The 21,289-nt window shown below is 73.7% G+C and carries 21 protein-coding genes; 15 read left to right on the top strand and 6 right to left on the bottom strand.

The genetic code is table 11. The features are described 5' to 3' along the window. Positions 1-13 precede the first annotated feature (13 nt). The gene (locus ACGFI1_RS23150) at positions 14-835 is read right to left on the bottom strand and encodes an IclR family transcriptional regulator (protein WP_392787719.1); all 822 of its coding nucleotides are present in this window, start codon (positions 833-835) and stop codon (positions 14-16) included. Positions 836-1,015: 180 nt separating this feature from the next. Between ACGFI1_RS23150 and ACGFI1_RS23145 the strand changes: the two genes are divergently transcribed. Beyond that, entirely contained in the window at positions 1,016-1,465 is a 450-nt protein-coding gene (locus ACGFI1_RS23145; protein WP_138632943.1) for a YybH family protein, read from the top strand. A gap of 53 nt (positions 1,466-1,518) precedes the next feature. On the opposite strand, the gene ACGFI1_RS23140 is transcribed toward ACGFI1_RS23145, so the two are convergent. Then, complete coding sequence (locus ACGFI1_RS23140) at positions 1,519-1,965, bottom strand: DUF3598 domain-containing protein (protein ID WP_138632946.1); 447 nt, start codon at positions 1,963-1,965, stop codon at positions 1,519-1,521. Between the two features lie 133 nt (positions 1,966-2,098). Between ACGFI1_RS23140 and ACGFI1_RS23135 the strand changes: the two genes are divergently transcribed. Next, entirely contained in the window at positions 2,099-3,070 is a 972-nt protein-coding gene (locus ACGFI1_RS23135; RefSeq protein ID WP_138632949.1) for a hypothetical protein, read from the top strand. Between the two features lie 46 nt (positions 3,071-3,116). Here ACGFI1_RS23135 and ACGFI1_RS23130 read toward each other — a convergent pair whose 3' ends face one another. Beyond that, positions 3,117-3,983: a hypothetical protein gene (locus tag ACGFI1_RS23130; RefSeq protein ID WP_392787715.1), complete on the bottom strand. Its 867-nt coding sequence runs from the start codon at positions 3,981-3,983 to the stop codon at positions 3,117-3,119. A gap of 87 nt (positions 3,984-4,070) precedes the next feature. On the opposite strand from ACGFI1_RS23130, the gene ACGFI1_RS23125 reads away from it, so the two are divergent. From ACGFI1_RS23125 to ACGFI1_RS23095, 7 genes are all read left to right on the top strand, one after another. Continuing rightward, entirely contained in the window at positions 4,071-4,691 is a 621-nt protein-coding gene (locus ACGFI1_RS23125; protein WP_392787713.1) for a hypothetical protein, read from the top strand. Between the two features lie 77 nt (positions 4,692-4,768). Further along, positions 4,769-5,113 carry a hypothetical protein gene (locus tag ACGFI1_RS23120; protein WP_205719055.1) on the top strand — a complete coding sequence of 115 codons (345 nt, stop codon included), beginning with the start codon at positions 4,769-4,771 and terminating at the stop codon, positions 5,111-5,113. 14 nt (positions 5,114-5,127) lie between these two features. Next, positions 5,128-5,931: an IclR family transcriptional regulator gene (locus ACGFI1_RS23115; RefSeq protein ID WP_138632961.1), complete on the top strand. Its 804-nt coding sequence runs from the start codon at positions 5,128-5,130 to the stop codon at positions 5,929-5,931. Positions 5,932-6,130: 199 nt separating this feature from the next. Continuing rightward, positions 6,131-7,321, top strand: coding sequence for an ABC transporter substrate-binding protein (locus ACGFI1_RS23110; RefSeq protein WP_386873526.1), 1,191 nt, complete (start codon positions 6,131-6,133; stop codon positions 7,319-7,321). Then, positions 7,318-8,187 carry a branched-chain amino acid ABC transporter permease gene (locus ACGFI1_RS23105; protein WP_171068805.1) on the top strand — a complete coding sequence of 290 codons (870 nt, stop codon included), beginning with the start codon at positions 7,318-7,320 and terminating at the stop codon, positions 8,185-8,187. Before ACGFI1_RS23110 ends, ACGFI1_RS23105 begins: the two co-directional genes overlap by 4 nt. Next, a complete protein-coding gene (locus ACGFI1_RS23100) occupies positions 8,187-9,989 on the top strand; it encodes a branched-chain amino acid ABC transporter ATP-binding protein/permease (RefSeq protein ID WP_138632970.1) in 1,803 nt (600 codons plus the stop codon). The genes ACGFI1_RS23105 and ACGFI1_RS23100 overlap by 1 nt, the downstream gene beginning before the upstream one ends. Further along, complete coding sequence (locus ACGFI1_RS23095) at positions 9,986-10,720, top strand: ABC transporter ATP-binding protein (protein WP_392787708.1); 735 nt, start codon at positions 9,986-9,988, stop codon at positions 10,718-10,720. Before ACGFI1_RS23100 ends, ACGFI1_RS23095 begins: the two co-directional genes overlap by 4 nt. Before the next feature lie 64 nt (positions 10,721-10,784). Here the strand turns inward: ACGFI1_RS23095 and ACGFI1_RS23090 are convergent, their stop codons facing one another. Both ACGFI1_RS23090 and ACGFI1_RS23085 read right to left on the bottom strand, forming a co-directional pair. Continuing rightward, entirely contained in the window at positions 10,785-12,029 is a 1,245-nt protein-coding gene (locus ACGFI1_RS23090) for a DUF4437 domain-containing protein (protein WP_392787705.1), read from the bottom strand. A gap of 86 nt (positions 12,030-12,115) precedes the next feature. Beyond that, a complete protein-coding gene (locus ACGFI1_RS23085) occupies positions 12,116-13,609 on the bottom strand; it encodes a class I adenylate-forming enzyme family protein (protein WP_392787702.1) in 1,494 nt (497 codons plus the stop codon). Between the two features lie 129 nt (positions 13,610-13,738). Between ACGFI1_RS23085 and ACGFI1_RS23080 the strand changes: the two genes are divergently transcribed. Continuing rightward, entirely contained in the window at positions 13,739-14,479 is a 741-nt protein-coding gene (locus ACGFI1_RS23080) for a FadR/GntR family transcriptional regulator (RefSeq protein WP_392787700.1), read from the top strand. An 18-nt stretch (positions 14,480-14,497) separates the two neighbouring features. On the opposite strand, the gene ACGFI1_RS23075 is transcribed toward ACGFI1_RS23080, so the two are convergent. Further along, complete coding sequence (locus ACGFI1_RS23075) at positions 14,498-16,000, bottom strand: nitrilase-related carbon-nitrogen hydrolase (protein ID WP_392787698.1); 1,503 nt, start codon at positions 15,998-16,000, stop codon at positions 14,498-14,500. A 155-nt stretch (positions 16,001-16,155) separates the two neighbouring features. On the opposite strand from ACGFI1_RS23075, the gene ACGFI1_RS23070 reads away from it, so the two are divergent. The 5 genes from ACGFI1_RS23070 to ACGFI1_RS23050 are packed head-to-tail and all read left to right on the top strand — an operon-like array spanning position 16,156 to position 21,242. Beyond that, complete coding sequence (locus ACGFI1_RS23070; protein ID WP_138632988.1) at positions 16,156-16,674, top strand: MaoC family dehydratase; 519 nt, start codon at positions 16,156-16,158, stop codon at positions 16,672-16,674. Next, positions 16,671-17,654, top strand: coding sequence for an LLM class flavin-dependent oxidoreductase (locus ACGFI1_RS23065; protein ID WP_392787695.1), 984 nt, complete (start codon positions 16,671-16,673; stop codon positions 17,652-17,654). The genes ACGFI1_RS23070 and ACGFI1_RS23065 overlap by 4 nt, the downstream gene beginning before the upstream one ends. Then, entirely contained in the window at positions 17,651-18,883 is a 1,233-nt protein-coding gene (locus tag ACGFI1_RS23060) for a CaiB/BaiF CoA transferase family protein (RefSeq protein ID WP_387073281.1), read from the top strand. The genes ACGFI1_RS23065 and ACGFI1_RS23060 overlap by 4 nt, the downstream gene beginning before the upstream one ends. Next, complete coding sequence (locus tag ACGFI1_RS23055) at positions 18,880-20,211, top strand: MmgE/PrpD family protein (protein ID WP_392787692.1); 1,332 nt, start codon at positions 18,880-18,882, stop codon at positions 20,209-20,211. The genes ACGFI1_RS23060 and ACGFI1_RS23055 overlap by 4 nt, the downstream gene beginning before the upstream one ends. Further along, positions 20,208-21,242, top strand: coding sequence for a RidA family protein (locus tag ACGFI1_RS23050; RefSeq protein WP_392787689.1), 1,035 nt, complete (start codon positions 20,208-20,210; stop codon positions 21,240-21,242). The genes ACGFI1_RS23055 and ACGFI1_RS23050 overlap by 4 nt, the downstream gene beginning before the upstream one ends. Positions 21,243-21,289: the final 47 nt, after the last annotated feature.

Below are 21,289 nucleotides of genomic sequence, written 5' to 3'. Positions count from 1 at the left end.
ACCGGCGGCGGGCTCAGGCGGGGCGGTGGCCGAAGCGCTCGGACAGCCGCCGCACCGTCTGCAGCAGGGCCGAGGCGCAGAACTCGGTCTCCTCGCGGAACCGGTCGATCGGGCCGCTGACGCTCATCACGGCGATCGGCCGGTCGTTCTGGTCGAGGATCGGCGCGGCGACGGACGCCGCGCCCGGCTGCCGCTCCGCGATCGAGGAGGCGTAGCCGCGGGCGCGGATCTCCTCGATCTCGCGGCGCAGCCGCGGCGGGGTGGCGAGGGTGGCCGGGGTGAACTGCTCCAGCGCGGGCTGGGCGAGGTAGTGCTCGATCTCCTCGTCGGACAGGAAGGCCAGGAACGCCTTCGAGGACGCCCCGGCGTGCAGCGGGTAGGGCACACCGAGCGTCACCGACATGATCAGCTCCCGGCGCGGGGTCACCTGGTCGATGTAGGAGCGCGTCCAGCCGGACCGGACCGACAGCGTCGCGGTCTCCATCGTGCGCTCCGACAGCGCGGTCAGCTCGGGCCGGGCGACGGTCCGCACGTCGATCCGCTCCAGGTAGGCCATGCCGAGCTTCATCGCGCCGATCCCGAGGGAGTAGCGCCGGGTCGCCTCGTCCAGCTCGATCAGCCCGTGGCCGCGCAGCGACGTGAGGATGCGGTGCACCGCGGCCTTGGACAGGCCGAGCGCGGTGGCCACCTCGGTGACGCCGAGGGTCGCCGCCCGCTGCTCCGCGAAGTACATCAGGACGTCGGCCGCGCGCTCCACCGTGGCGATGGTCTGGCCCGTCCCCGCGCGCTCCTCGGCGCGGGGGGAGAGCTCGCTCGGCTGCGCGGTGCTGGTCATGGAGGTGGTTCCTTCCCGGTCCCCGTGGGTCGGCATGGCTGATGGACGCGAGCGTGCACGCGGTTTCGACCAGTGTAATGCCGTTCCACTACGTGGCGACGCCGGTGCCCCGCGGGGAACCCCGGTTCCACATTATGAGATGAAACACGCCCACGGTCCCCGAACAGGAAGGAACCAGCGATGAAGTCCCCGCTCGAAGCGACCGAGGCCATGCTCCAGGCGGTCGTCGACCGCGATCTCGACGCCGTCCTCGACGCCTTCTCCGGCGCGCCCGACGCCTACGTCTTCCCCGAGGGCCCCCGCTGGACGACGCGCGGCGGCGACCGGATCGAGCAGGGCTGGCGCGCCTACTTCGCCGCCCCCGTCGGCATCGACGGCTACCGGTGGATCGAGGGCCCGCACGTGTTCGAGTCCGCCGCGCTCGGCCAGGTCACCGGCGTCATCGACTACGACGTGCACGGGGACGGCGCCGCCGGCCGGCTCCGGATGCGGATGACCTGGCTGCTGCGCGACGAGGGCGGGCGGTGGCGCATCGTCCACGAGCACGGGTCGCAGCCGCTCGCCGACCCCTACGGCGCGGGCGACTGGTGGCCCGCCGGCGCCCGCCCCCTCGGCGCGGCGGAGGGCTGAGCCGCCGTCCGGCGGCCGGGGCGCGCGGGCCCCCGGCCGCCGGGGCGGGCGGGTCAGGCGACCTTGGACTCGCTGATGATCGTCCGCTTGACCAGGCGGTCGCCGTCCATCCAGTGCCAGGTGCGGCACTTGTGCAGCCCGTCGCGGGAGAGCTGGATGAGCTCGTAGAGGTAGTTGCCGGGGTCGGACTTGTACGACCAGGTCAGCACGATGGCCTGGGCGTCCACCTGGCTCATCTCGCCGATGATCCGGTCGTTGTCGAAGTGGCAGACGTCGCCCCGCATGCGCCCGCCGAACTCCAGCGCCTCCACCCGCCCGTCCGGCCAGGTGTAGGTGTTGATCTGGCGGATGTCGTACGAGCCGTCCTCGGGGACCCAGCACTTCAGGTGCGAGGCGTGCCGGTCGACGATCGTCCCGCCGGCGTCGAGGTGGACGTACTCACCCCGCCACTCGCCGAGGTGCTGGCGGTTGATGGGCATGCCCGGGACTCCGGCGCGCATGGGCTCCTCCTGGTCGGACGCGTGGGCGGGGGGCGGTGCGGCGGGCGTTGACAGCCCGCCGCCCGCGAGCCTAGCGTCAACCTCCATCGAATTGGAACAGCATTCCGCATTTTGGAACACGAAGGGATCTCGGATGAGCGAGCACGGACCGGCCCTGGTCGAGGGCATCACCGGTGCGGTCATCGGCGTGTCCGACTTCGGCCCGCACCTGGAGTTCTTCGGCGGACGCCTCGGCTACGAGGTCGCCGCGCGGGGCACCGTCGGCGCGGCGGCCGCGGACGCCCTGTGGGGCACCGGGCCCGCCGACGTCGAGGCCATGGCGCTCGCCGCGGCGGGCGCCGGCACCGGCCGGATCCACCTGGTCCGCGTGCCGGAGCCGCTCGCGCCCGCCGCGCGCCCGCACAACCTCGACGACGGCCTGATCGGCATCGACGTGTACGCCGCCGACATCGCGGCCGCGCACGCCCGGTTCGCCGCGGACGGCATCGCGTGGTCGACGCCGCCCGCCACCTACGGCGTCGCCGTGGGGGACCGGGAGGTCCAGGTCACGCAGGGCGTGTGCCCCGCGCCCGACGGCACCGCGGTCGTGTTCGTCCAGCCCGCCGCGATCCGGGGGACGGCAGCCTGGGAGGCCGACCCGGGGCGCCCCTACACCGAGCTGACCTCGGTGGTGTGCCACGTCCCCGACGCCGGCGCTGAGGTGGCGTTCTGGGGGCCGGACGGCCTCGGCATGTCCGTCTGGTACGACGTGGTCTTCTCCTCGCCGGGCTTCGACACGGTCGCGGGCCTGCCGCCGGGCACCCGCATGCGGCTGGCGTTCCTCGCCGGGGAGCGGACGGCCCGCATCGAGGTCACCTCCGCCGAGGGGGAGCACCGGGTCGACCGGCGCCCGGCCCAGCGCCCCGGCCGCTCGCTCGGGCACAGCGGCTGGACGGTCCGCACGCGCGACCTCGGCGCCGCGCTGGAGAGCGTCCGCCGGACGGGCGGCGCGGTGGTGTCCGCCGCGCCCGTGGAGACCGACGACCCGCTGCACGGCAAGGCCGCCGCGGCGTCGGTCACCACGCCGAACGGCGTCAGCGTGACGCTGTACGAGCCCCGCGCCTGACGCGGTCGCGGGTGCGCGCCGCGCGGGGCCGTTCGCGGCGCTGCGGTCAGGCCGTCCAGAGTTCGAGGTGGACGCCGTCGGGGGAGGTGGCGGTGAACGCGCGGCCGCCGCGCAGCGGGCTGTCCACGATGGCGCCCGTGCGCGCGCCGGCCGCGGTGAGCAGGGCGTGGGCGGCGTCCAGGTCGGCGACCGGGAAGACGCCCGCGCGCATGCCGGAGGTGAACGCCTCGTCGCCGGCGGGCAGTTCCAGGCCCGGGAAGCTGATCAGTTCCAGCCGGGCGCCGTGCCCGTCCCAGAACAGGTCGAGGACGATCTCGGCGTCCGGCCGGTCGATGCCGATCAGCGCGGCCACGGCCGGGTTCACCAGCCGCTGCGAGTAGAGCGTCCGCAGGCCGAGGCCCGTCCAGAACCCGGCGTCGCACCCGTGGGCGAGGTGGACGGCGGCCTGCAGTTCGGAGTGCCGCCGCTCGCCGTCGGCGTCCAGCAGGCTCGCGCGGCGGGAGCTGCCCTCGACGAGGACGACCCGGATGCCGCCGGGGCCGACGAGGCCGCATTCGGCGAAGGGCCGCCCGCCGAGCTCCCACCGGGCGATGGGGGAGGGGGCTCCGCCGGCCGCGGTGAGTTCCGCGACGCTCGCCTCGATGTCGCGCGTGTAGACGTCGACGGCGTAGCCGCCGGAGGCGATCCCGGTGCCGCCCTCGGGGGCGGCGACGAGCACGAGGCCCCCGGCACCGGCGCCCTCGGGGAGGTAGAGCACCTCCTCGGCCGGCCCGGACAGCCCGTACAGGGCCGCCGCCGCGTCCCGGCCGAGGACGCCGCGGCGCCGCTCCCGGAAGCCGAGGACGGACAGGAAGCCCGCGGCGGCGGGGAGGTCGTGGCATCCGAGCACGGCGTACCGGGGGCTGGTGAGCATGGTGACTCCCTGGGGTCGGGACCGGTGACGCGGCGCATGCTATCTGAAACACTGTTCCGAGAATAGAAACAGCGATGGGAGAGGCTCATGCCCCTGCACCTCGCCGACGTGGACCCGGTCCGCCCCGGGCTCCCCTGGAAGGCGTTCACCATCCCGGGGTCGAACGAGCCCGTGGGGCTGCTCCGGCTGGAGGTCGACCCGGCGGACGGATCGTCCACCTCGCTCGTCCGCTTCCCGCCCGGCTGGCTCCGGCCGGGGCCGGGCCACTACACCTGCGGCGAGGAGTTCGTCGTCCTCGACGGCGCCCTCACCGTCTCCGGCGTGGCCTACGAGCGGGGCGACCGCGGCTGGATCGCGCCCGGTGTCACCCGCCGCGCGTCCGTGAGCGACGGAGGCGCGCTGGCGCTGGCCTGGTTCTCCGGCGTCCCGGCCTGGACCGAGGGCGAGGGCGCCGCACCGGCCGACCCGTCCGGCGGCCGGGTGCCGCTGCTGTCGGTGCCCGTCCCGGAGGCGGGGCTGCCGCTGCGCACGGGAGGGGAGCGGGAGGCGCGGCTGTACGAGCGGGCGCCCGCGCGCTTCGGCTCGCCGGTCCGCGTGCTGTGGCCGGCGGGCGCGGACGGCCCGCGCTGGGCCGCGTTCGGGCCCGGTGAGCCGCTCCCGGCCGGACGCCCCGGCCGGATCCTCGTCCGGCCGGGCTGTTCCATTTAGCGGAAAGCTGTTGCAAGATGTCCCCACCACAACCTATGTGACGATGTTACGGACAGCGGAACATGAGGAGGCATCGCATGATCTACCTCGTCTACCGGATGAAGCTCAGCGAGCGGTCCCGGCGCAACCAGAAGGAGTTCTGGGCGTGGCTGGAGGACCGCGAGCGCTGGTTCTACCGCGACCTCCCCATGGTCAGGGAGGTGCGCTGGTACTACAGCGTGATCGGCGACGTCTACACGCTGGAGAACTGGGCGGCGTTCGAGGACGAGGCCGCGTGGGGCGCCTACCGCGCCGCGCTCGGCGGGCTGAAGGCCGACGCCGACTGGGAGGGCGAGCGCGTCACCCAGGACGACTGGTGGGAGTTCCTGGACACGCGGATCGTCACCGATCCGCCGGTGCCCGTCGGGCTGCGCCGCGGCTGAGCGGGACGGCGCTGATGTCCCGGGAGACCGGCGTCCGCGCCGCCGCCGAGCGGGCCGGGCAGTCGGCCTCGACGGTGGAGCGGGCGGCGGACGTGCTGGTGCTGTTCGCCGAGGCGGGCGCCCCGACGCTCGGGGTCACCGAGATCGCCGACGCGCTCGGGCTCTCCAAGCCCGCCGTCCACCGGATCCTCACCTCGCTGCGCAGCCGCCGGCTGGTCCGGGTGGACGAGCAGACCCGCCGGTACGCGCTCGGGCTGACCGCGATGCGGCTCGGCCTGGCCTATCTCGACCACATCGACGTGCGCCGGCTGGCGGCGCCCGAGCTGGCCGGGCTGTCGCGGGCCACCCGGGAGACGGCGACGCTGTCGACCCGGGCGGGCGCGGAGCGCGTGTACGTCGACCAGGTGACCCCCGACCGGGAGGTGATCATGTCGGTGTCGCTCGGCGTCCCGTTCCCACTGCACGCGGGCGCCTCGTCGAAGGCGTTCCTGGCCTTCCTGCCCGCGGCGCGCATCGAGGAGTACCTCGCCGGCGACCATCTCAGCCGGCTCACCGACCGGACGGTCGTCGACCCGGACGCGCTCCGCCGGGAGCTGGCGGAGATCCGGCGGCGCGGCCACGCCCGCTCGTTCGCCGAGCGCCAGTCGGGCGCGGCCTCCGTCGCCGCGCCCGTCTTCGACCACCACGGCCTCCCGGCGGCGGTGGTGAGCGTGTGCGGGCCCGTGGAGCGGTTCCGCGGCGAGGCGGACGCCTGCGCCCGGGCGCTGCTCGCGGCGACCGGACGGCTTTCCGCTCTGATGGGGCACGTTTCCGATTAGCCGCGACGGCGCGCGGCGCACCGTGCCGCGCCCGCCGGCCGGCGGGCGCGGCATCCGGCCGTGTTCCGGCAGCTCACCGCGTAGCAAAAACGTCATGAGCGAAAAAGTCAGACCTATTGACACTGCCGCGCGGGCCTTTATAGCGTCCAACGTCACGGAACCGCGTTCCGATAACAGGAACATCCTGGCGGAGGTGCACATGCGCAGATCAGTCGTCACGGTCGCCGCGGGGCTGGCGGCCCTCGCCGTGACCGCGACCGGATGCTCGGGCAAGGCCGCGGGTGACAAACCGGAGATCCAGATCGGGCTGATCTCGCCCATGAGCGGTCCCTTCGCGGTTCTCGGCATCTCCCAGCAGAACTCCCTGACCATCGAGATCGAGCGGATCAACAAGGCGGGCGGGCTGGACGGCTCGCAGCTGAAGCTCGTCACCCGCGACTCGGGCCTCGACCCGGGCAAGGCCGTCCAGGCGGCCAACGAGATGGCCGGCAACGACGCCGTCAAGCTCGTCATCGGCCCGTCGCTGACCGCGTTCTACGACGCGGCCAAGGGCACCTACGAGAAGAGCGGGAAGCTCAACTGCCAGCCCGCCGTCTCCACCGGCAGCTTCGCCGACCTCAAGTACGGCTTCCGCTCGCAGGACCCCTTCGACCTCGACGGCCGGATGGTCGTGAGCTGGCTGAAGCAGGAGGGCGTCACCTCGCTCGGCCTGGTCTACGAGGGCGACGACACCGGCAAGAACACCGACGCGCTGATGAAGAAGCTGCTGCCCGAGGCGGGCATCAAGTACCTCGGCTGGCAGGTCAGCCGGGCCGACGACCAGAGCCACCGCGCCTACGTCGAGAAGTTCGGGGACGCCGGCGCGATCATGATCTCCAGCAGCGTCGGCGGCGCCAAGACGATGGCGGCGGCCGCGCAGGCCGGCTTCAAGGGCAAGATCGTGGGCGCCGGGTCCGGCATGCAGAACATCTCCTTCATCGAGGCGGCCGGGGACGCGGCCAAGGGCGCGGTGTTCCCCGCCGCGCTGTACGAGTACCCGACCCGCAAGTCCCGGTCGGAGTGGATGCCCGGATACCGGACGCACACCGAGGCGATCGAGCAGAAGTACGGCAAGAACGTCGGGCCGAAGAGCGGCGCGCAGTCGCCGAAGGGCGCGGCCATCACCGCCGACTGCCTGTTCGCCTTCGAGCAGGCCGTGAAGTCCACCAAGAGCACCGACGCCGCCAAGCTCGCCGCCGCGATCGAGGCGCTGGACGTCCCGGCGGACAAGACCCCGTCCGGCAACGCCATCAAGCCCGGCCCGAGCCACGAGTTCTACCACCAGGTGCACCTGTACCAGTGGAACAAGGACGGCAAGGGCTGGTACACGACGGAGATCAGCCCGTCGTGAGCGCGCAGGTCTGGCTCGACGGCCTGTTCGCCGGGTCGGTGTACGCGCTGGTCGCGCTGGCGCTGGCGATCGTCTTCCAGCCCACCCGGGTGCTGAACTTCGCCCAGGGCGAGCCGGTCGTGCTCGGCGCGGCCGTCAGCTACCAGGTGGTCGCGCTGTGGCAGTGGGGGTGGCCCGCGGCGCTGCTGGCCACGCTCGTGCTCGGCGCGGCCATGGGCCTGCTCAGCGAGCGGATGATCATGCTGCCGGTGCGGCTGTCCGGGTCCCGGTACGCCTGGATCATCGCCACCCTCGCCGCGGCGATGATCTTCCAGGCGCTGTTCACGCTGCGCTACTTCGACGTGGACGCGCTGCGCCCGCGCGCCCTGGCCCCCGGCCACCTGGAGGTGTTCGGGCAGCGGCTCGCCTGGCAGCAGCTGCTCACCATCGGCGTCGCGCTCGCCGTGATGGCCGGCTACGACCTGTTCCTGCGGCGCACCGCCTACGGGCGCGCCATCCGGGCGGCCTCGCACGACGCCGACGCCGCCGTGATCATGGGCATCCCGGTCCGCCGGGTCGTCCTGCTCAGCTTCGTGATCGCCGCGGTGATCTGCGCCTTCGCGGGCGTGCTGGCCGCGCCGCTGCTGTTCATCGGCCCGGCCTCCGGGCTGATGTTCACCATCAAGGGGTTCATCGCCGCGGTGATCGGCGGGGTCGGCTCGCCGCGCGGCGCGCTGGCCGGCGGCCTGATCGTCGGCCTGCTGGACGCGGTGGTCCGCAACCTCGCCGGCGCCACGACCGGGGACTTCGTCGTCTTCGGGCTGCTGGCGCTGATCCTCGTGGCGTTCCCGTCCGGGCTGTTCGGCAAGCCGATGGAGGCGCACTGATGAAGGGTGCACACGACGTCCTGCGGCGGGGCCTCCCCGCGCTGCTGACCGCGGCGGCCGCCGCGGTCCTGCTCGCCTGGCCCGCGATCACCGACTTCTACAGCTACAACGCCTCGTACTACAACGGGCTGGTCGCCGCGGCGGCGATCAGCGCGATCCTGACGATCTCGCTGAACCTCTCGATGGGGTACGGCGGCCTGCTGTCGATGATGCACACCGGCATGCAGCTGATCGGCGGGTACGCCGTCGCCTACACCACCGTCGAGGCGGGGCTGCCGTGGCTCGCGGGCGTCGCGCTGGCCATGCTGCTCGGCGCGGTCTTCTCCGCGCTCGTCCTGGTCATCAGCCTGCGCGCCACCTACCTGTACTTCGGCATGATCACCCTCGCCGCGAACCTGATCGCGGTGGAGGGCGGGAAGGCGTGGGAGTCGGTCACCGGCGGCGTCAACGGCATCGTCGGGGTCGCCCCCGGCGGCCTCGGCAAGGTCCCGTTCTACTACGTCACGCTCGGCGCGCTGGTCGTGGTCTACGTCCTGCAGCGCAACCTGATGCGCAGCGGCGTCGGCCGGGCGGTCATGGCGGTCAAGGAGAGCCCGGACACCGCCGCGGCCATGGGCATCCGCCCGACCCGCACCAAGATCCTGGTGTTCACCGTCGCCGGCGCGATCGCCGGCCTCTCCGGCGGCCTGTACGCGCTGCAGCTCGGCTTCATCAACCCCGACGTCGGCATCCTGGACAACGGCCTGGTGTTCTTCGTCGGCCTGTTCCTCGGCGGCATCGGCACGCTGGCCGGCCCGGTGATCGGCGTCGCGATCATCGCCGCCGTGGTCGAGCTGATCAAGGACTACGCCCGGTACACCACGCTGTTCCTCGGCTGCACCCTGCTGCTCGCGATGATGCTCGTCCCGCGCGGCATCGTCGGCACCTGGCGGGGCGGCCGGTTCGGCCGCCCGCCCGAGGGCGAGGACAGCGAGCCGTCCGGGAACCTGCCCGCGTCGGTGCTGCCGCCCGCCGCCGACCCGGACGTCCCCGCGCTGGAGGGGCGCGGGCTCGTCAAGCACTTCGGCGGCGTCAAGGCGGTGGACGGCGTGGACGTCTCCGTCGCCGCCGGGACCGTCCACGGCATCATCGGGCCGAACGGGTCGGGGAAGTCGACCACCGTCGCCTGCCTCACGCGCTTCCACCGGCTGGACGCGGGGGAGGTGCTGGTCTGCGGTGAGCCGGCCCCGGACCGCCCCTTCGAGGTCGCCGAGCGCGGCGTCACGCGGGTGTTCCAGATCCCGCACCTGTTCGAGCAGCAGACCGTCCTCGACAACGTCCTCGCCGGGATGCGCCGCCGCGAGCGGTACGGGCTGCCGTCGGCGGTGCTGCGGCTGCCGGGCTACCGGCGCCGCGAGGCCGAGTCCCGCGCGGAGGCCGCCCAGCTGCTGGCGTTCGCCGGGCTGTCGGGCCGGTCGGCGCAGCTCGCCGGGTCCCTGTCGCACGGCCAGAAGCGGCTGCTGGAGGTCGTCCGGGCGGTGGCGTCGAGCCCGCGCGTGCTCATCCTCGACGAGCCCGCCACCGGGCTCGTCCCCGCCGAGATCGAGGCGCTCGCGCGGCTGTGCCGGGCGTTCCGCGACCACGGCCTCGCGGTGGTGCTCATCGAGCACAACATGGACTTCCTGATGGACGTCTGCGACCGCGTCACCGTCATCGACAGCGGCAAGGTGATCGCCTGCGGGGCGCCCGCCGAGGTCCGCTCCGACCCCGCGGTGCTGGACGCGTACCTCGGGCGCTCCGACCTGGTGGAGGACCTGACATGACCGCGCTGCTGGAGATGACCGGGATCCGGGCGGGCTACGGCGGCGTCCGGGTCCTGGACGACGTCGCCGTGACGGTCGGGGAGGGCGAGTTCGTGGTCCTGCTCGGCCCGAACGGCGCCGGCAAGAGCACGACGCTGAAGGTGCTGTCCGGCCTGCTGAAGCCGTCCGCCGGGACGGTGGCGTTCGCCGGGCGGGACATCACCCGGGTCCCCGGCTGGCGCCGCGCCGGCCTCGGCGTCGGGCACGTCCCCGAAGGCCGGCGGATCTTCCCCGACCACACGGTGCTGGAGAACCTCCAGCTCGGCGGGTTCGCGCTGCGGCGCAGCCGGGCCCGGACCCAGCGGCTCATGGACGAGGTGCTGGAGCTGTTCCCGCGCCTCGCCGAGCGCCGCGACCAGGCCGGCGGCACCCTGTCCGGCGGGGAGGCCCAGATGCTCGCCGTCGCGCGGGCGCTGATGAGCGAGCCGAAGCTGCTCGTGCTGGACGAGCCGTCCCTCGGCCTGGCGCCGCTGAAGGCCGCCGAGCTGTTCTCCTACATCAAGCGGCTGCACTCCGAGCGCGGCATCTCGGTGCTGCTGGTGGAGCAGCTGGCGCTCATCGCCCTCCGGCTGGCCGACCGCGCCTACGTCCTGGAGCGGGGCCGCGTCGGCCTGTCCGGGACGGCCGCGGAGGTGGAGGTCGACCCCATGGTCAAGACCCTGTACCTGGGCGGCGGCGAGTCGGCCGCCTGACCGCGTCCCTCATATGAGGAAGCCCCGGGCCGAGCGGCCCGGGGCTTCCTTCACGGTTTCCGTGCTACATGCCGTCGCCGTTCCAGCGGCCGGCGCTGCGGCTGCGGACCGGGCGGCTGGACAGGATGGGGGCGGGGATGGGGTCGCCCTCCTTCCAGACGCGGCCGGCGCCCCAGACGTGGGCGAGGTCGTCGGTGCGCTCGTCGGCGTGCTCCAGCGACGCGGGCTCGGCCCCCCAGTCGGCGGCGACCGGCTCGTGCCCGTGGTCGTGCTCGCCATCGTGGTCGTGCCCGTGGTCGTGCCCGTGGCCGCCCTGGAGGCGGGCGGCGTCCATGGCCTTGGCGATGGCGATCAGGCTCTTGTCGGCGCCCGTGCCGTGCTGGACGTAGTCCTCGTCGATCTGGCCCTGCTCGCGCTGGTACAGCACCGACGCCTGGAGGTCGGCGAGGTCGCGGTCGCTGCGGCCGGGGGAGCCGGCGCCCATGTCGTGCGACGACATCGACCAGCGCATGCGCCCGTCGTCGGACGGGCCCCAGTTGATCGCCTCGCCGCCCCAGCGGACCCACTCGCTCTGGGTGTACCAGTTGAACAGTTCTCCGTCGGAGCGCAGCAGCCAGGTCGCGCCGCCCTCCATGCTGGTGAAGTGGCCGTGCTTCACGCGGGCGGGCCGGAAGAAGTACGTGCCGAGGTCCAGCGTGCCGAAGTTGTACTCCATGTGCCCCTGGACGGTGTACGCCTCCTCGTAGCACGGGTGGTGCGCGAGGCGGTGGTCCGTCCAGCCCTCCTGGGCGTGGACGAGCCGCGTGTAGAAGCCCGTCACCGGGTCCACGTGCAGGTACTTGATGAACAGGCCCGGCATGGGGCCGGGGTTGGGGACGGCGTCCCACTTCATCGCCTCGGAGTCGATGACGATGACGTCCTCGCACGCGTCCTTCCAGCGCGGCGCCTCGATGCTCTGCACCGGGTCGAACCCGGCGTCGCCGTACTCGCGGTAGTGCAGGATGCGGGTGCCCTCGCTGAAGGTGATGGCGTCGGTCGGGACGCCCTTGGGCGCGTAGACGTAGCCGCCCTTGCCGATCCGCCGGCCGCCGTAGGTCATCGACCCTTCGAGCACGTGATACTCGGTGTCGGCGTGGTGGATGCCGGGGCCGCGGCCCCAATCCGTGTGGAAGTCGACGCGGAGCGAGCAGGACCCGTCCTCCTCGTCGACCGACAGCCGGCGCTCGCTGGCGCGGCCCTCGCCGCCCACGAGTTCGGCGGCGTGCCAGACGTAGTCGTTCTCCTGGATGAGTTCCACGTGGGGTCGCAAAGGAGCCACCTCTCTCGATGTAGGGAAATGTGAGTCCGGGCCGGGAACGGAACGGCCCGGTGGCCGGCGCGCGCGGCGCGCGGCGGTCAGCGCGCGCGGAGCTCGCGCTTGAGGACCTTGCCGGCGCCGTTGCGGGGCAGGGCCGGGAGGAAGTCGACGCTGCGGGGCACCTTCGGCCCGGACAGCCGCTCGCGGCAGTGGGCCACGAGGTCGTCGGCGGTGACGGCCGCGCCGGGCAGGACGACGACGTAGGCGGCGACGCGCTCGCCCCACCGCTCGTCGGGGTGCCCGACCACGGCGCAGTCGGCGACGCCGGGGAAGGCGCCCAGCACGTCCTCGACCTCGCGGGGCGCGATGTTCACCCCGCCTGAGATGATCATGTCCTTCTTGCGGTCCACGATGTAGACGAAGCCGTCCTCGTCGCGGACGACGATGTCGCCGCTGGTGAGGAAGCCGTCCTCGGTCGTGCAGGCGGCGGTGGCGCCGTCGTCGCGCAGGTACCCGTTCATCAGGAACGGGGAGCGGCTGAACAGCTCGCCGCGCTCGCCGGGGCCGACGGGGTCGCCCGCCGGGTCGACGACGCGGACCTCGGTCATGTACCAGGGCAGCCCCACCGATCCGGTGCGCGCGGCGTCGGCGGGACGGCAGTTGGTGACGATGCCCGCCTCGGTGGAGCCGTACAGCTCGTGGACGCCGGCGTGCGGGAACGCCTCCGTGACCCACGCCTTCAAGGTGGCGGGCAGGGCGGCCGCGTTGAAGTACAGGGTGTCGAGGCTGGAGGCGTCGTGGCGGCCGAGGGCGCCGGACGAGCGGAGCGTCTGCGCGTGCGTCGGGACGAGGAACGCCGACTGCGCGCGGTGCCGCTCGGCGAGGACGAGCATGTGCTCGGGGTCCCACTTGGGCAGCATCACCACGGTGCCGCCGGCGACGACCGGCGCGTAGTCGAAGACCATCCCGGCGCCGTGGTACATCGGCGCGACGGCGAGGCTGACGCGCCGGGAGCCGAGGCCCCACTCCATCGCCGACAGGTAGCACATGAGGGTCCGCGCGCGGTGGCTGCTGAGGACGCCCTTGGGCTTCCCGGTCGTGCCCGAGGTGTAGTAGAGGCAGCACGGGTCGTTCTCGTCGACGGGGACCCGCGGGTCGTCGGGCCGGGCCGATTCGAGCGCCTTCTCGTACGAGGCCGCCCCCGTGCCTCCGATCCGCAGCACCACCTCCACGGGGGCCCGCGGCTCCTCGTCGGAGAGGTGGGCGCGGGCGCCGGAGTGCTCCAGGATGTAGGCCGTCTCGGCCTCGGTGAGCCGCGTCCCGATGGGGACGAGGACCAGCCCGGCCTTCGCCGCCGCGGCGATGACCTCGGGGTACTCCAGCCGGTTGCCGAGCCGGACGGCGACGCGGTCGCCGGGCCGCAGCCCGCGCGCCAGCAGCGCCTGGGCGAGCCGGCTCGCGCGCTCGTCCAGCGCCCGGTAGGTGAGGCTCCGGTCGCCGTCGACGACGGCGACGGTGTCGGGTGTCGAGGCGGCGAACTCCCGCACGCCCCCGGCCATGGTGAGCGCCGCGCCGCCGGGGTGTACTGCCATGCCCCACCTCCGTGTTCCGTAGATCGGAATACAGTTCCGATCGGCGTACTTCGAGAGCTTGCCGGGTGTGCGCACGGGGAGTCAATGCCTGGCTTCGAGAAAGTCTGACGTTTACCGTACGATGGCCGCGTGACCGTCGAGAGAGCATCGGACCGGCCGCCCGCTCCCGTCCCGGCGTACGCCGAGATCGCGGCCCAGTTGCGCGACCGGATCATCGCCGGCGAGTTCCGGCCCGGCGACCGGCTGCCGATCGAGCCGGAGCTGTCGGCCGAGCACGGGGTCAGCCGCAGCACCGTCCGCGAGGCGCTCCGGCTGCTGGCCAGCCAGAACCTGATCACCACCACCCGCGGGGTCGCGGGCGGCAGCTTCGTGGCCTACCCGCAGCCCGACCAGATCACCGAGTACCTGGCGACCAGCCTCAACCTGCTCACCCTGGACACCCAGATCACGGTCGACCAGCTGCTGGAGATCAGGGAGATGCTGGAGGTGCCGGCCGCCGGGCTGGCCGCCGTGCGCGGCACCGACGAGGGCCGGGCCGAGCTGCGCGGCTCGCTGTTCGACCCGAGCGCGCTCGACCCGGCGGAGATCTTCGCGCCCAACCGGCACTTCCACGCGGTCCTGCTGAAGATGGCGGGCAACCCGTTCCTGGAGGTCGTCACCCAGCCGGTGTTCCGGGTGCTCAACGAGCGGTTCCTGCGGGAGAACGCGCCGACGCGGTTCTGGTACGGGGTCGACCACGACCACCGCGCGATCCTCGACCGCATCGAGGCCGGTGACGAGGCGGGCGCCCGGGAGGCGTGCCACGCGCACCTGGAGAACCTGCGCGAGACCTACACCACCATCGACCGCACCCGCCTCGCCGGCTCCTGAACGAGGCGCCCGGCCCGCCTACTCGATCTTGACCTCGTCGATGAGGGTCCGCTGGTAGCAGGCGCCGTCCCTGATCCACTGCCACACGCGGCTGCGGTGGCCGCCGTCCGCGCTGAGGTGGATCAGCTCGAACAGGCGCAGGTCCTCGCCCTCCTCCTTGTAGATCCAGTTCAGGTAGATGACCCGCTCGTCGAGCTCCCAGAACTCGCCGCGCAGCCGCTCGGTGTCGAACGCGCAGTGCCCGCCGCCCCGGTAGACGCCCGGGAAGACCCGGGTCTCGGTGCGTCCGTCCGGCCAGGTGTACTCGTTGACCTGGTGGTAGTCGTACTCGCCGTCCTCGGGGAGGCTGCACGTCAGCAGCGACTCGTGCCGGTCGGTCACCGTCCCGGCGGCGTCGATGTAGGTGTAGGTGCCCCGCCACCTGCCCTCGTGCCGGGCCAGCAGCGGCATCTCCTCGCGGATCGTTCCCATCGGTCTTCCTCTCCTGCGGGGGCCGGCGAGCCGGGCGATCGAGGCCCGCTGCCGCTCGGCGAACCAGGCCCGGTCGGGCGCGCGGCCGTCCAGCCCGTTCGGGCGCTCGACGTCGTGGCGCGCGTACTCGTCCGCCCACAGGGCGGGCTTGACCCGCGACGGCAGGTTGCCCATGCCGGGGCGGGCGCGGTTGCGGCGCAGCGCGGCCAGGTCGATCTCGGCGGAGGCGACGATGCTCTCCCCGCCGCCGGCCTCGGCCAGCACCCGGCCCTCGTAGTCGACGACCTCGGAGCCGCCGGACGTGGAGTCGCCGGGGATCGGGATGCCGTGCAGGCCGCCGCTATTGGCCGAGACCACGTAGGCGAGGTTCTCCACGGCGCGGGCGCGCCGGCCGATCTGCTTCGGGGTGAGCGCGGGGCTCGTCACCTCCGACGTCGAGTGGCAGAACACCTCGGCGCCGCGCAGCGCGAGCGCCCGCGCCAGCTCGGGATAGAGGATCTCCTCCGAGGCGATGCAGGCCAGGGCGCCGATCTCGGTCCGGGCCACGGGGAGCACCGCGTCCATGCCGTAGACGTCGAGGTAGCGGTCCCACACGTCGTAGGGCGTCGGCGAGTACAGCGAGTGCAGGCGGCGGTAGCGCAGCACCACGGCGCCGGCCGGGTCGATCACGAACGACGCCTGGAAGTACAGCTCGGGGAAGTGCGGGTCGCTCTCGTAGGCGTTCCCGGACAGGAAGAGCCCCTCGCGCGCCGCGACGGCGGCGAGCGCGGCGTACTCGGGGCCGTCCGGGGCGAGCGCGGCCATGTCCCGCCAGCGCTCGACGGGCTCGCCCATCGGGAAGCCGGTCAGGACGTACTCGGGCAGCACGACCAGGCGCAGGTCGGGGCCGACCCAGCGCTTGGCGGCGGCGACCTCGGCGCCGATCCGGGCGATGGACGCCGCCATGGCGTCGCGCGCCTCGCCGGGGGACAGGCCGTTGACGGCCTCGGTCCGGGTCTGCAGCGCCAGCGCCCGGTAGTCGGTTCGCGGGGGCTCCGGGGTCGGATCCACGGCCTGCCCACCTCCCTCTTTTGACGGAACGCCGTTACGCTAAGCGGAATATTGAGCGGCATGCAAGGGGGTCGGGGTCTTGACGGAAGAAAAGTCTGACCTTTAGGTTCGGAGTCAGCCCCTCCGGAAGGGGCGAAACCCCGAGGAGGTGCGGGTTGACCGTCCATGAGGCCCAGATCGGCCGGTACTACGAGGACTTCGCCGTCGGCGACGTGTTCCGTCATCCGTTCGGCCGCACGATCGGCGAGACCGACAACACCTGGTTCACGCTGCTGACGCTGAACACGAACCAGAACCACTTCAACGCCGACTTCGCCGGCCGCTCGCCCAGCGGCAAGATCATCGTGAACTCGGGGCTGACGGTGGCGCTCGTCCTCGGCCTGTCGGTGATCGACGTCAGCCAGAACGCGCTGCTGAACCTCGGCTGGACCGACATCCGCCTCACCCACCCGGTGTTCGTCGGCGACACGGTCTACGCCGAGTCGCTCATCACCGAGATGCGCGAGTCGGCGTCCCGCCCCTACGCCGGCATCGTCACCGCCCGGACCCGCGGCCTGAACCAGGACGGCGACGAGGTCGTCTCCTGGACGCGGACCGTCATGGTCTACAAGCGCGACGCCCCGCACGACAAGGGCTACTTCCCCGAGGCCAAGAACGGCCCGCTCACGGCATGAGGATCACCTACGGGCCGTGGGGCGAGACCCTGGCCGAGATGGTCGCCGCCGCGCGCGCCGCCGAGGAGGCCGGGGCCGAGGCCCTGTGGGTCCCCGAGCTGCACCGCAGCGCCACGGTGTCGGCGGCGGCCGTCGCCGCCGGCACCGCCCGCGCCCAGGTCGGCACCGCGATCGCGCTGGCCTTCACCCGCAGCCCGATGACCACCGCGCTGGAGGCCCTCGACCTCGCCGAGCTGTCCGGCGGGCGGTTCGTCCTCGGCCTCGGCAGCGGCGTGCGGCGGCTCAACGAGGACTGGCACGGGGTGCGCTGGGAGCGCCCGGCGGCGCGGCTGCGCGAGACCGTCCGGATCATCCGGCACTTCGCCGCGCACGCCGCGTCCGGCGAGCCGATGACCGTCGAGGGGGAGTTGGAGAGCCTGCGGGTGCGCGGCTACCAGCGCCCGTTCCCGGCCGTCCCGTTCCCGATCTACCTGGCGGGCATGGGGCCGGTGATGACCCGGCTCGCGGGGGAGGTCGCCGACGGCTGGATCTCGCACGAGCTGTGCTCGCAGGAGTGGCTGCGCGAGCGCGCCCTGCCGCTGCTGCGCCCCGGCGTGGACGCGGTCGTCTCGGCGGCCTGCTCGATCGACGCCGACCCGGCGGCGGCGCGGCGCCGCGCCGCCGGGCTCGCCGGGTTCTACGCCTCCGTCCGGACCTACGCCGACTTCTTCGCCTTCCACGACCTCGCCGCCGAGCAGGACACGGTGGTCGAGGCGTTCCGGGCCGGCGCCCGCGCCGACGACCTCGCCGCCGCCGTGCCGGACCGGATGGTCGACGCGCTCACCCTGGCCGGCACCGCCGACCAGGTCGCCGAGCGCATCGCCGGGTACGCGGGGCACGCCGCGACGATCAAGCTGACGCCGCCCACCCACGGGCTCGCCGCCGCGGAGATCCGGACCGCGCAGGCCCGGATCATCGACCTGATCAAGGAGCTGACATGAGGCCGCTGGAGGACGTGCGCATCGTCTCGCTGGAGCAGTACGGCGCGGGACCGTTCGGCTCCATGCACCTCGCCGACCTCGGCGCCGAGATCATCAAGATCGAGGACCCCCGGACCGGCGGCGACGTCGGCCGCTACGTCCCCCCGTACGCGGAGGGCGAGGACTCGCTGTTCCACGAGGCGTTCAACCGCAACAAGCGGTCGGTGTCGGTGGACCTGTCCACCGCCGCGGGCCGGACGGTGTTCGAGGAGCTGGTCCGGGTCTCCGACGCGGTCTACTCCAACCTGCGCGGCGACGTCCCCGCCAAGCTCCGCATCACCTACGACGACCTCAAGCACATCAACCCGCGCATCGTGTGCTGCTCGCTCACCGGGTTCGGGATGACCGGGCCGCGCGCGAACGAACCGGGCTACGACTACATCCTGCAGGGCCTCGCCGGCTGGATGGACCTGACCGGCGAGCCGGACGGGCCGCCCGCCAAATCGGGCCTGTCCCTCGTCGACTACTCCGGCGGCTACGTCGCGGTGCTGTCGCTGCTCGCCGCGCTGCACGCCGCGCGCCGCGACGGCGTCGGCATGGACTGCGACGTCTCCCTCTACGACACCGCCATCTCGATGCTCACCTATCCGGGCGTCTGGCACCTCAACGCCGGGTTCACCCCGGCCCGCACCCGGCACTCGGCGCACCCGTCGCTCGTGCCGTTCCAGAACTTCCGCGCCAAGGACGGCTGGCTCGTCGTCGGCTGCGCGAAGGAGAAGTTCTGGCGGCGCCTCACCGCCGTCCTGGAGCGGCCCGACCTCGCCGAGGACCCGCGCTTCGCGACGTTCGCCGACCGGCAGCGCAACGCCGCCGACCTCCTCGGCGTCCTCGAACCGCTGTTCCTGGCCCGGACCGTCGCCGAATGGCTGGAGCCGCTGTACGCCGCCGCGATCCCGTGCGGGCCGGTCAACGACGTGGCCGCCGCGCTCGCCGAGGAGCACACCGCCGCGCGCGGCCTGGTGGTGGAGACCGAGCACCCCCGCTACGGGACGCTGCAGAACCTCGCCTCGCCGGTCCGGGCGGGGACGGAGCCGCCCGCCTACCGGCGCGCCCCGCAGCGCGGCGAGGACCTCGCGCACGTCACCGCCGAGGTGCTCGGCCTGACCGGGGAGCGCGTCGCCGAACTCGCGGAGGCCGGCGCGTTCGGCCCCGACCACCCGTTCGGCGCCGACGAGCGGGACCCGGCATGACGGTCGCGCGCGAACTGGCCGGCTGGGCGCTCGGGCTCACCCTCGACGACGTCCCCGAGACCGTGCGCCGCGCCGCCGTCCGGCACGTGCTGGACGGTCTCGGCTGCGCGGCCGCCGCCGCCCGGCGCGGGGCCGCGACCGCCGCCGTGCGCACCGCCCGCGACCTCGGCGGGGGCCGCGCGGAGGCGACCGTCATCGGCGGGCCGCCCGGCGCGCCCCGGGTGACCCGCGCCGAGGCCGCGTTCGCCAACGGCGTCCTGATGCACGCGCTCGACTTCGACGACACCCACGCGGGCGGGCTCGTGCACGCCTGCGCCCCGGTCGTCCCGGTCGCGCTGGCGGAGGCGGAGGCGCTCGGCCGCACCGGCGCGGACCTGCTGCTCGGCGCCGTCGTCGGGCTGGAGGCCGTCTGCCGGCTGGGCGCCGCCGCCCCGCACGGCTTCCACGCCCGCGGGCTGCACGCCACGGCCGCCTGCGGGGTGCTCGCGGCGGCGCTCACCGCGGCCCGGATGCGCGGGCTGCCCCCGGACACGGCCGTCCACGCGCTCGGCATCGCGGGCAGCCAGGCGGGCGGGCTGCTGGAGTTCCTCAACACCGGCGCGTCCACCAAGCAGCTGCACCCCGGGTTCGCCGCGCGCGGGGGAGTGCTCGCCGCGACCCTCGCCTCCCACGGCGCCACCGGGCCCGACTCGGTCGTGGAGGGCGAGTACGGCCTGTACGGGGCGCTGCTCGGCCGCCGCGTCGAGCCCGCCGCCGTCCTGGACGGGCTCGGCGAGCGGTGGGAGCTGGCCCGCATCACCGTGAAGCCGTATCCCGCCTGCCAGCTCATGCACGCGCAGCTCGACGCCGCGCGGCGGCTCCACGGAAGGGCGGTCGAGAGCATCACCGCCGAGGTGCACCCGGACGCCGCGTCCATCGTCTGCGGCCCCGGCAAGGAGCGGCCGCGCACGCCCTACGACGCGAAGTTCAGCCTGCCGTGGAGCGTCGCCGCGATGGTGCTGGACGGCGAGGTGACCGCCGCGACCTACGACGACATCGACCGCCCCGAGGTGCTCGCGCTCGCCGCCCGCGTCCGCACGGAGGTCGTCGCGTTCGGCGGCGCCGCCGCCGACCAGCCGGGACGGCTGCGCGCGGTCGCGCCGGGCGGCGAGGTCGTCACCGCCGAGGTGGCGCGCAGCGGCGGCGGCCCCGACGACCCGCGCATCGACGCGACCGTCCGCGCCAAGGCGGTCGCCAACCTCGGCTCCGCGGACCGCGCCGACCTGATCCTCGGCCTGGCCGATCTGCCGTCGGTCCGGCCGCTGCTCACCAGTCTGGAGGAAGAGTGACTGTTCGGCTGCCCGCCTTCGCGGGGACGATCGAAGGCGCCTACGAGCGGGCCTTCGCCGAGCTCGGCAAGGCCGGCGCGGTGCCGGGCGACGTGGTGCACGTCGTCGAGTACGCCACCGCCGCCGCGCTCGGCGCCTACGCCGAGGTGGAGGCCGCCCGCGGCGCCGCGCTCGGCGGGCACCGCGCCCCGGTCGCGACCGTGGCGGTGGAGGCCCTGCCCGGCGGCGAGGACCTGTCGGTCGAGCTGACCGCGTATCCGGGCGGCGGCGAGCTGGTCGAGGCCGCCCCGGACGACGGCCTGCACCGCGGCGCCCTGCGCATCGCGGGCGGCATCGTCTACCTGCCGAGCGTCCACCCGCGCGGCGGCGACTTCCGCGCCCAGTACCGGCAGTGCCTGGAGCAGGCCGCCGATTTGCTGAAGGCCGCCGGGCTCGGGCTCGGCGCGCTCGTGCAGACCACCGACTACACGGCGTCCGCGACCCGCGCCGAGTACCCGCGCTGCGGCCGCCCGCGCAGGGAGCTGCTCGGCACCGCCGACGGGGTGTTCCCCGGCGCGGCGGGCATCATCGTCGACCAGCCGGTCATGCCGGGCGCGATGGTGTCGCTCGACGCGATCGCGTCCACGGCGGAGCTGCGCGCCGTCAACCCCGGCTGGAAGAGGTACGACACCCTCACCTACAAGCCGGGCGTCGCGGCCGGCGACACGCTGTTCATGTCGGGTTTCGGCGCGCTGGAGCCGGCCACCCAGAAGGGCATCTTCGACGGCGACCTGCTCGCCCAGGCCGAGTACACCTACGCGTCCATCGCGGCGACGCTCCGCGAGGCGGGCCTCGGCGACCGTCCTCCCTACCCGAGCGTCGTCCGGCTCGTCGAGTACATCACCCCCGCCGCGGTGGACGGCTACGACGAGGTCGCCGAGATCCGCCGCAAGTACTTCGGGGACGCACCCGCGGTGTCGTCGGTGGTGTGCTCGGCGCTGCTGCGCCCCGACTTCCTCATCGAGGTCGTGCCCACGGCGGTCCTGAAATGAGCGGAGCGAACCGGGACGTGCGAGGAGTCGTCCCGCCTCGAAGGAGC

The sequence above is a fragment of the Actinomadura geliboluensis genome, assembly GCF_043197915.1.
GTDB classification, from domain to species: domain Bacteria; phylum Actinomycetota; class Actinomycetes; order Streptosporangiales; family Streptosporangiaceae; genus Spirillospora; species Spirillospora geliboluensis.
This window is presented reverse-complemented; position numbering and strand designations above follow the sequence as displayed.

What these genes read in the sequence shown, in the direction of transcription:
- ACGFI1_RS23145 (WP_138632943.1), top strand. Translation starts at nt 1,016, where the DNA reads ATGAAGTCCCCGCTCGAAGCGACCGAGGCCATGCTCCAGGCGGTCGTC.
- ACGFI1_RS23100 (WP_138632970.1), top strand. Translation starts at nt 8,187, where the DNA reads ATGAAGGGTGCACACGACGTCCTGCGGCGGGGCCTCCCCGCGCTGCTG.
- ACGFI1_RS23115 (WP_138632961.1), top strand. Translation starts at nt 5,128, where the DNA reads ATGTCCCGGGAGACCGGCGTCCGCGCCGCCGCCGAGCGGGCCGGGCAG.
- ACGFI1_RS23065 (WP_392787695.1), top strand. Translation starts at nt 16,671, where the DNA reads ATGAGGATCACCTACGGGCCGTGGGGCGAGACCCTGGCCGAGATGGTC.
- ACGFI1_RS23110 (WP_386873526.1), top strand. Translation starts at nt 6,131, where the DNA reads ATGCGCAGATCAGTCGTCACGGTCGCCGCGGGGCTGGCGGCCCTCGCC.
- ACGFI1_RS23095 (WP_392787708.1), top strand. Translation starts at nt 9,986, where the DNA reads ATGACCGCGCTGCTGGAGATGACCGGGATCCGGGCGGGCTACGGCGGC.
- ACGFI1_RS23125 (WP_392787713.1), top strand. Translation starts at nt 4,071, where the DNA reads ATGCCCCTGCACCTCGCCGACGTGGACCCGGTCCGCCCCGGGCTCCCC.
- ACGFI1_RS23130 (WP_392787715.1), bottom strand. Translation starts at nt 3,983, where the DNA reads ATGCTCACCAGCCCCCGGTACGCCGTGCTCGGATGCCACGACCTCCCC.
- ACGFI1_RS23120 (WP_205719055.1), top strand. Translation starts at nt 4,769, where the DNA reads ATGATCTACCTCGTCTACCGGATGAAGCTCAGCGAGCGGTCCCGGCGC.
- ACGFI1_RS23060 (WP_387073281.1), top strand. Translation starts at nt 17,651, where the DNA reads ATGAGGCCGCTGGAGGACGTGCGCATCGTCTCGCTGGAGCAGTACGGC.
- ACGFI1_RS23140 (WP_138632946.1), bottom strand. Translation starts at nt 1,965, where the DNA reads ATGCGCGCCGGAGTCCCGGGCATGCCCATCAACCGCCAGCACCTCGGC.
- ACGFI1_RS23055 (WP_392787692.1), top strand. Translation starts at nt 18,880, where the DNA reads ATGACGGTCGCGCGCGAACTGGCCGGCTGGGCGCTCGGGCTCACCCTC.
- ACGFI1_RS23085 (WP_392787702.1), bottom strand. Translation starts at nt 13,609, where the DNA reads ATGGCAGTACACCCCGGCGGCGCGGCGCTCACCATGGCCGGGGGCGTG.
- ACGFI1_RS23150 (WP_392787719.1), bottom strand. Translation starts at nt 835, where the DNA reads ATGACCAGCACCGCGCAGCCGAGCGAGCTCTCCCCCCGCGCCGAGGAG.
- ACGFI1_RS23135 (WP_138632949.1), top strand. Translation starts at nt 2,099, where the DNA reads ATGAGCGAGCACGGACCGGCCCTGGTCGAGGGCATCACCGGTGCGGTC.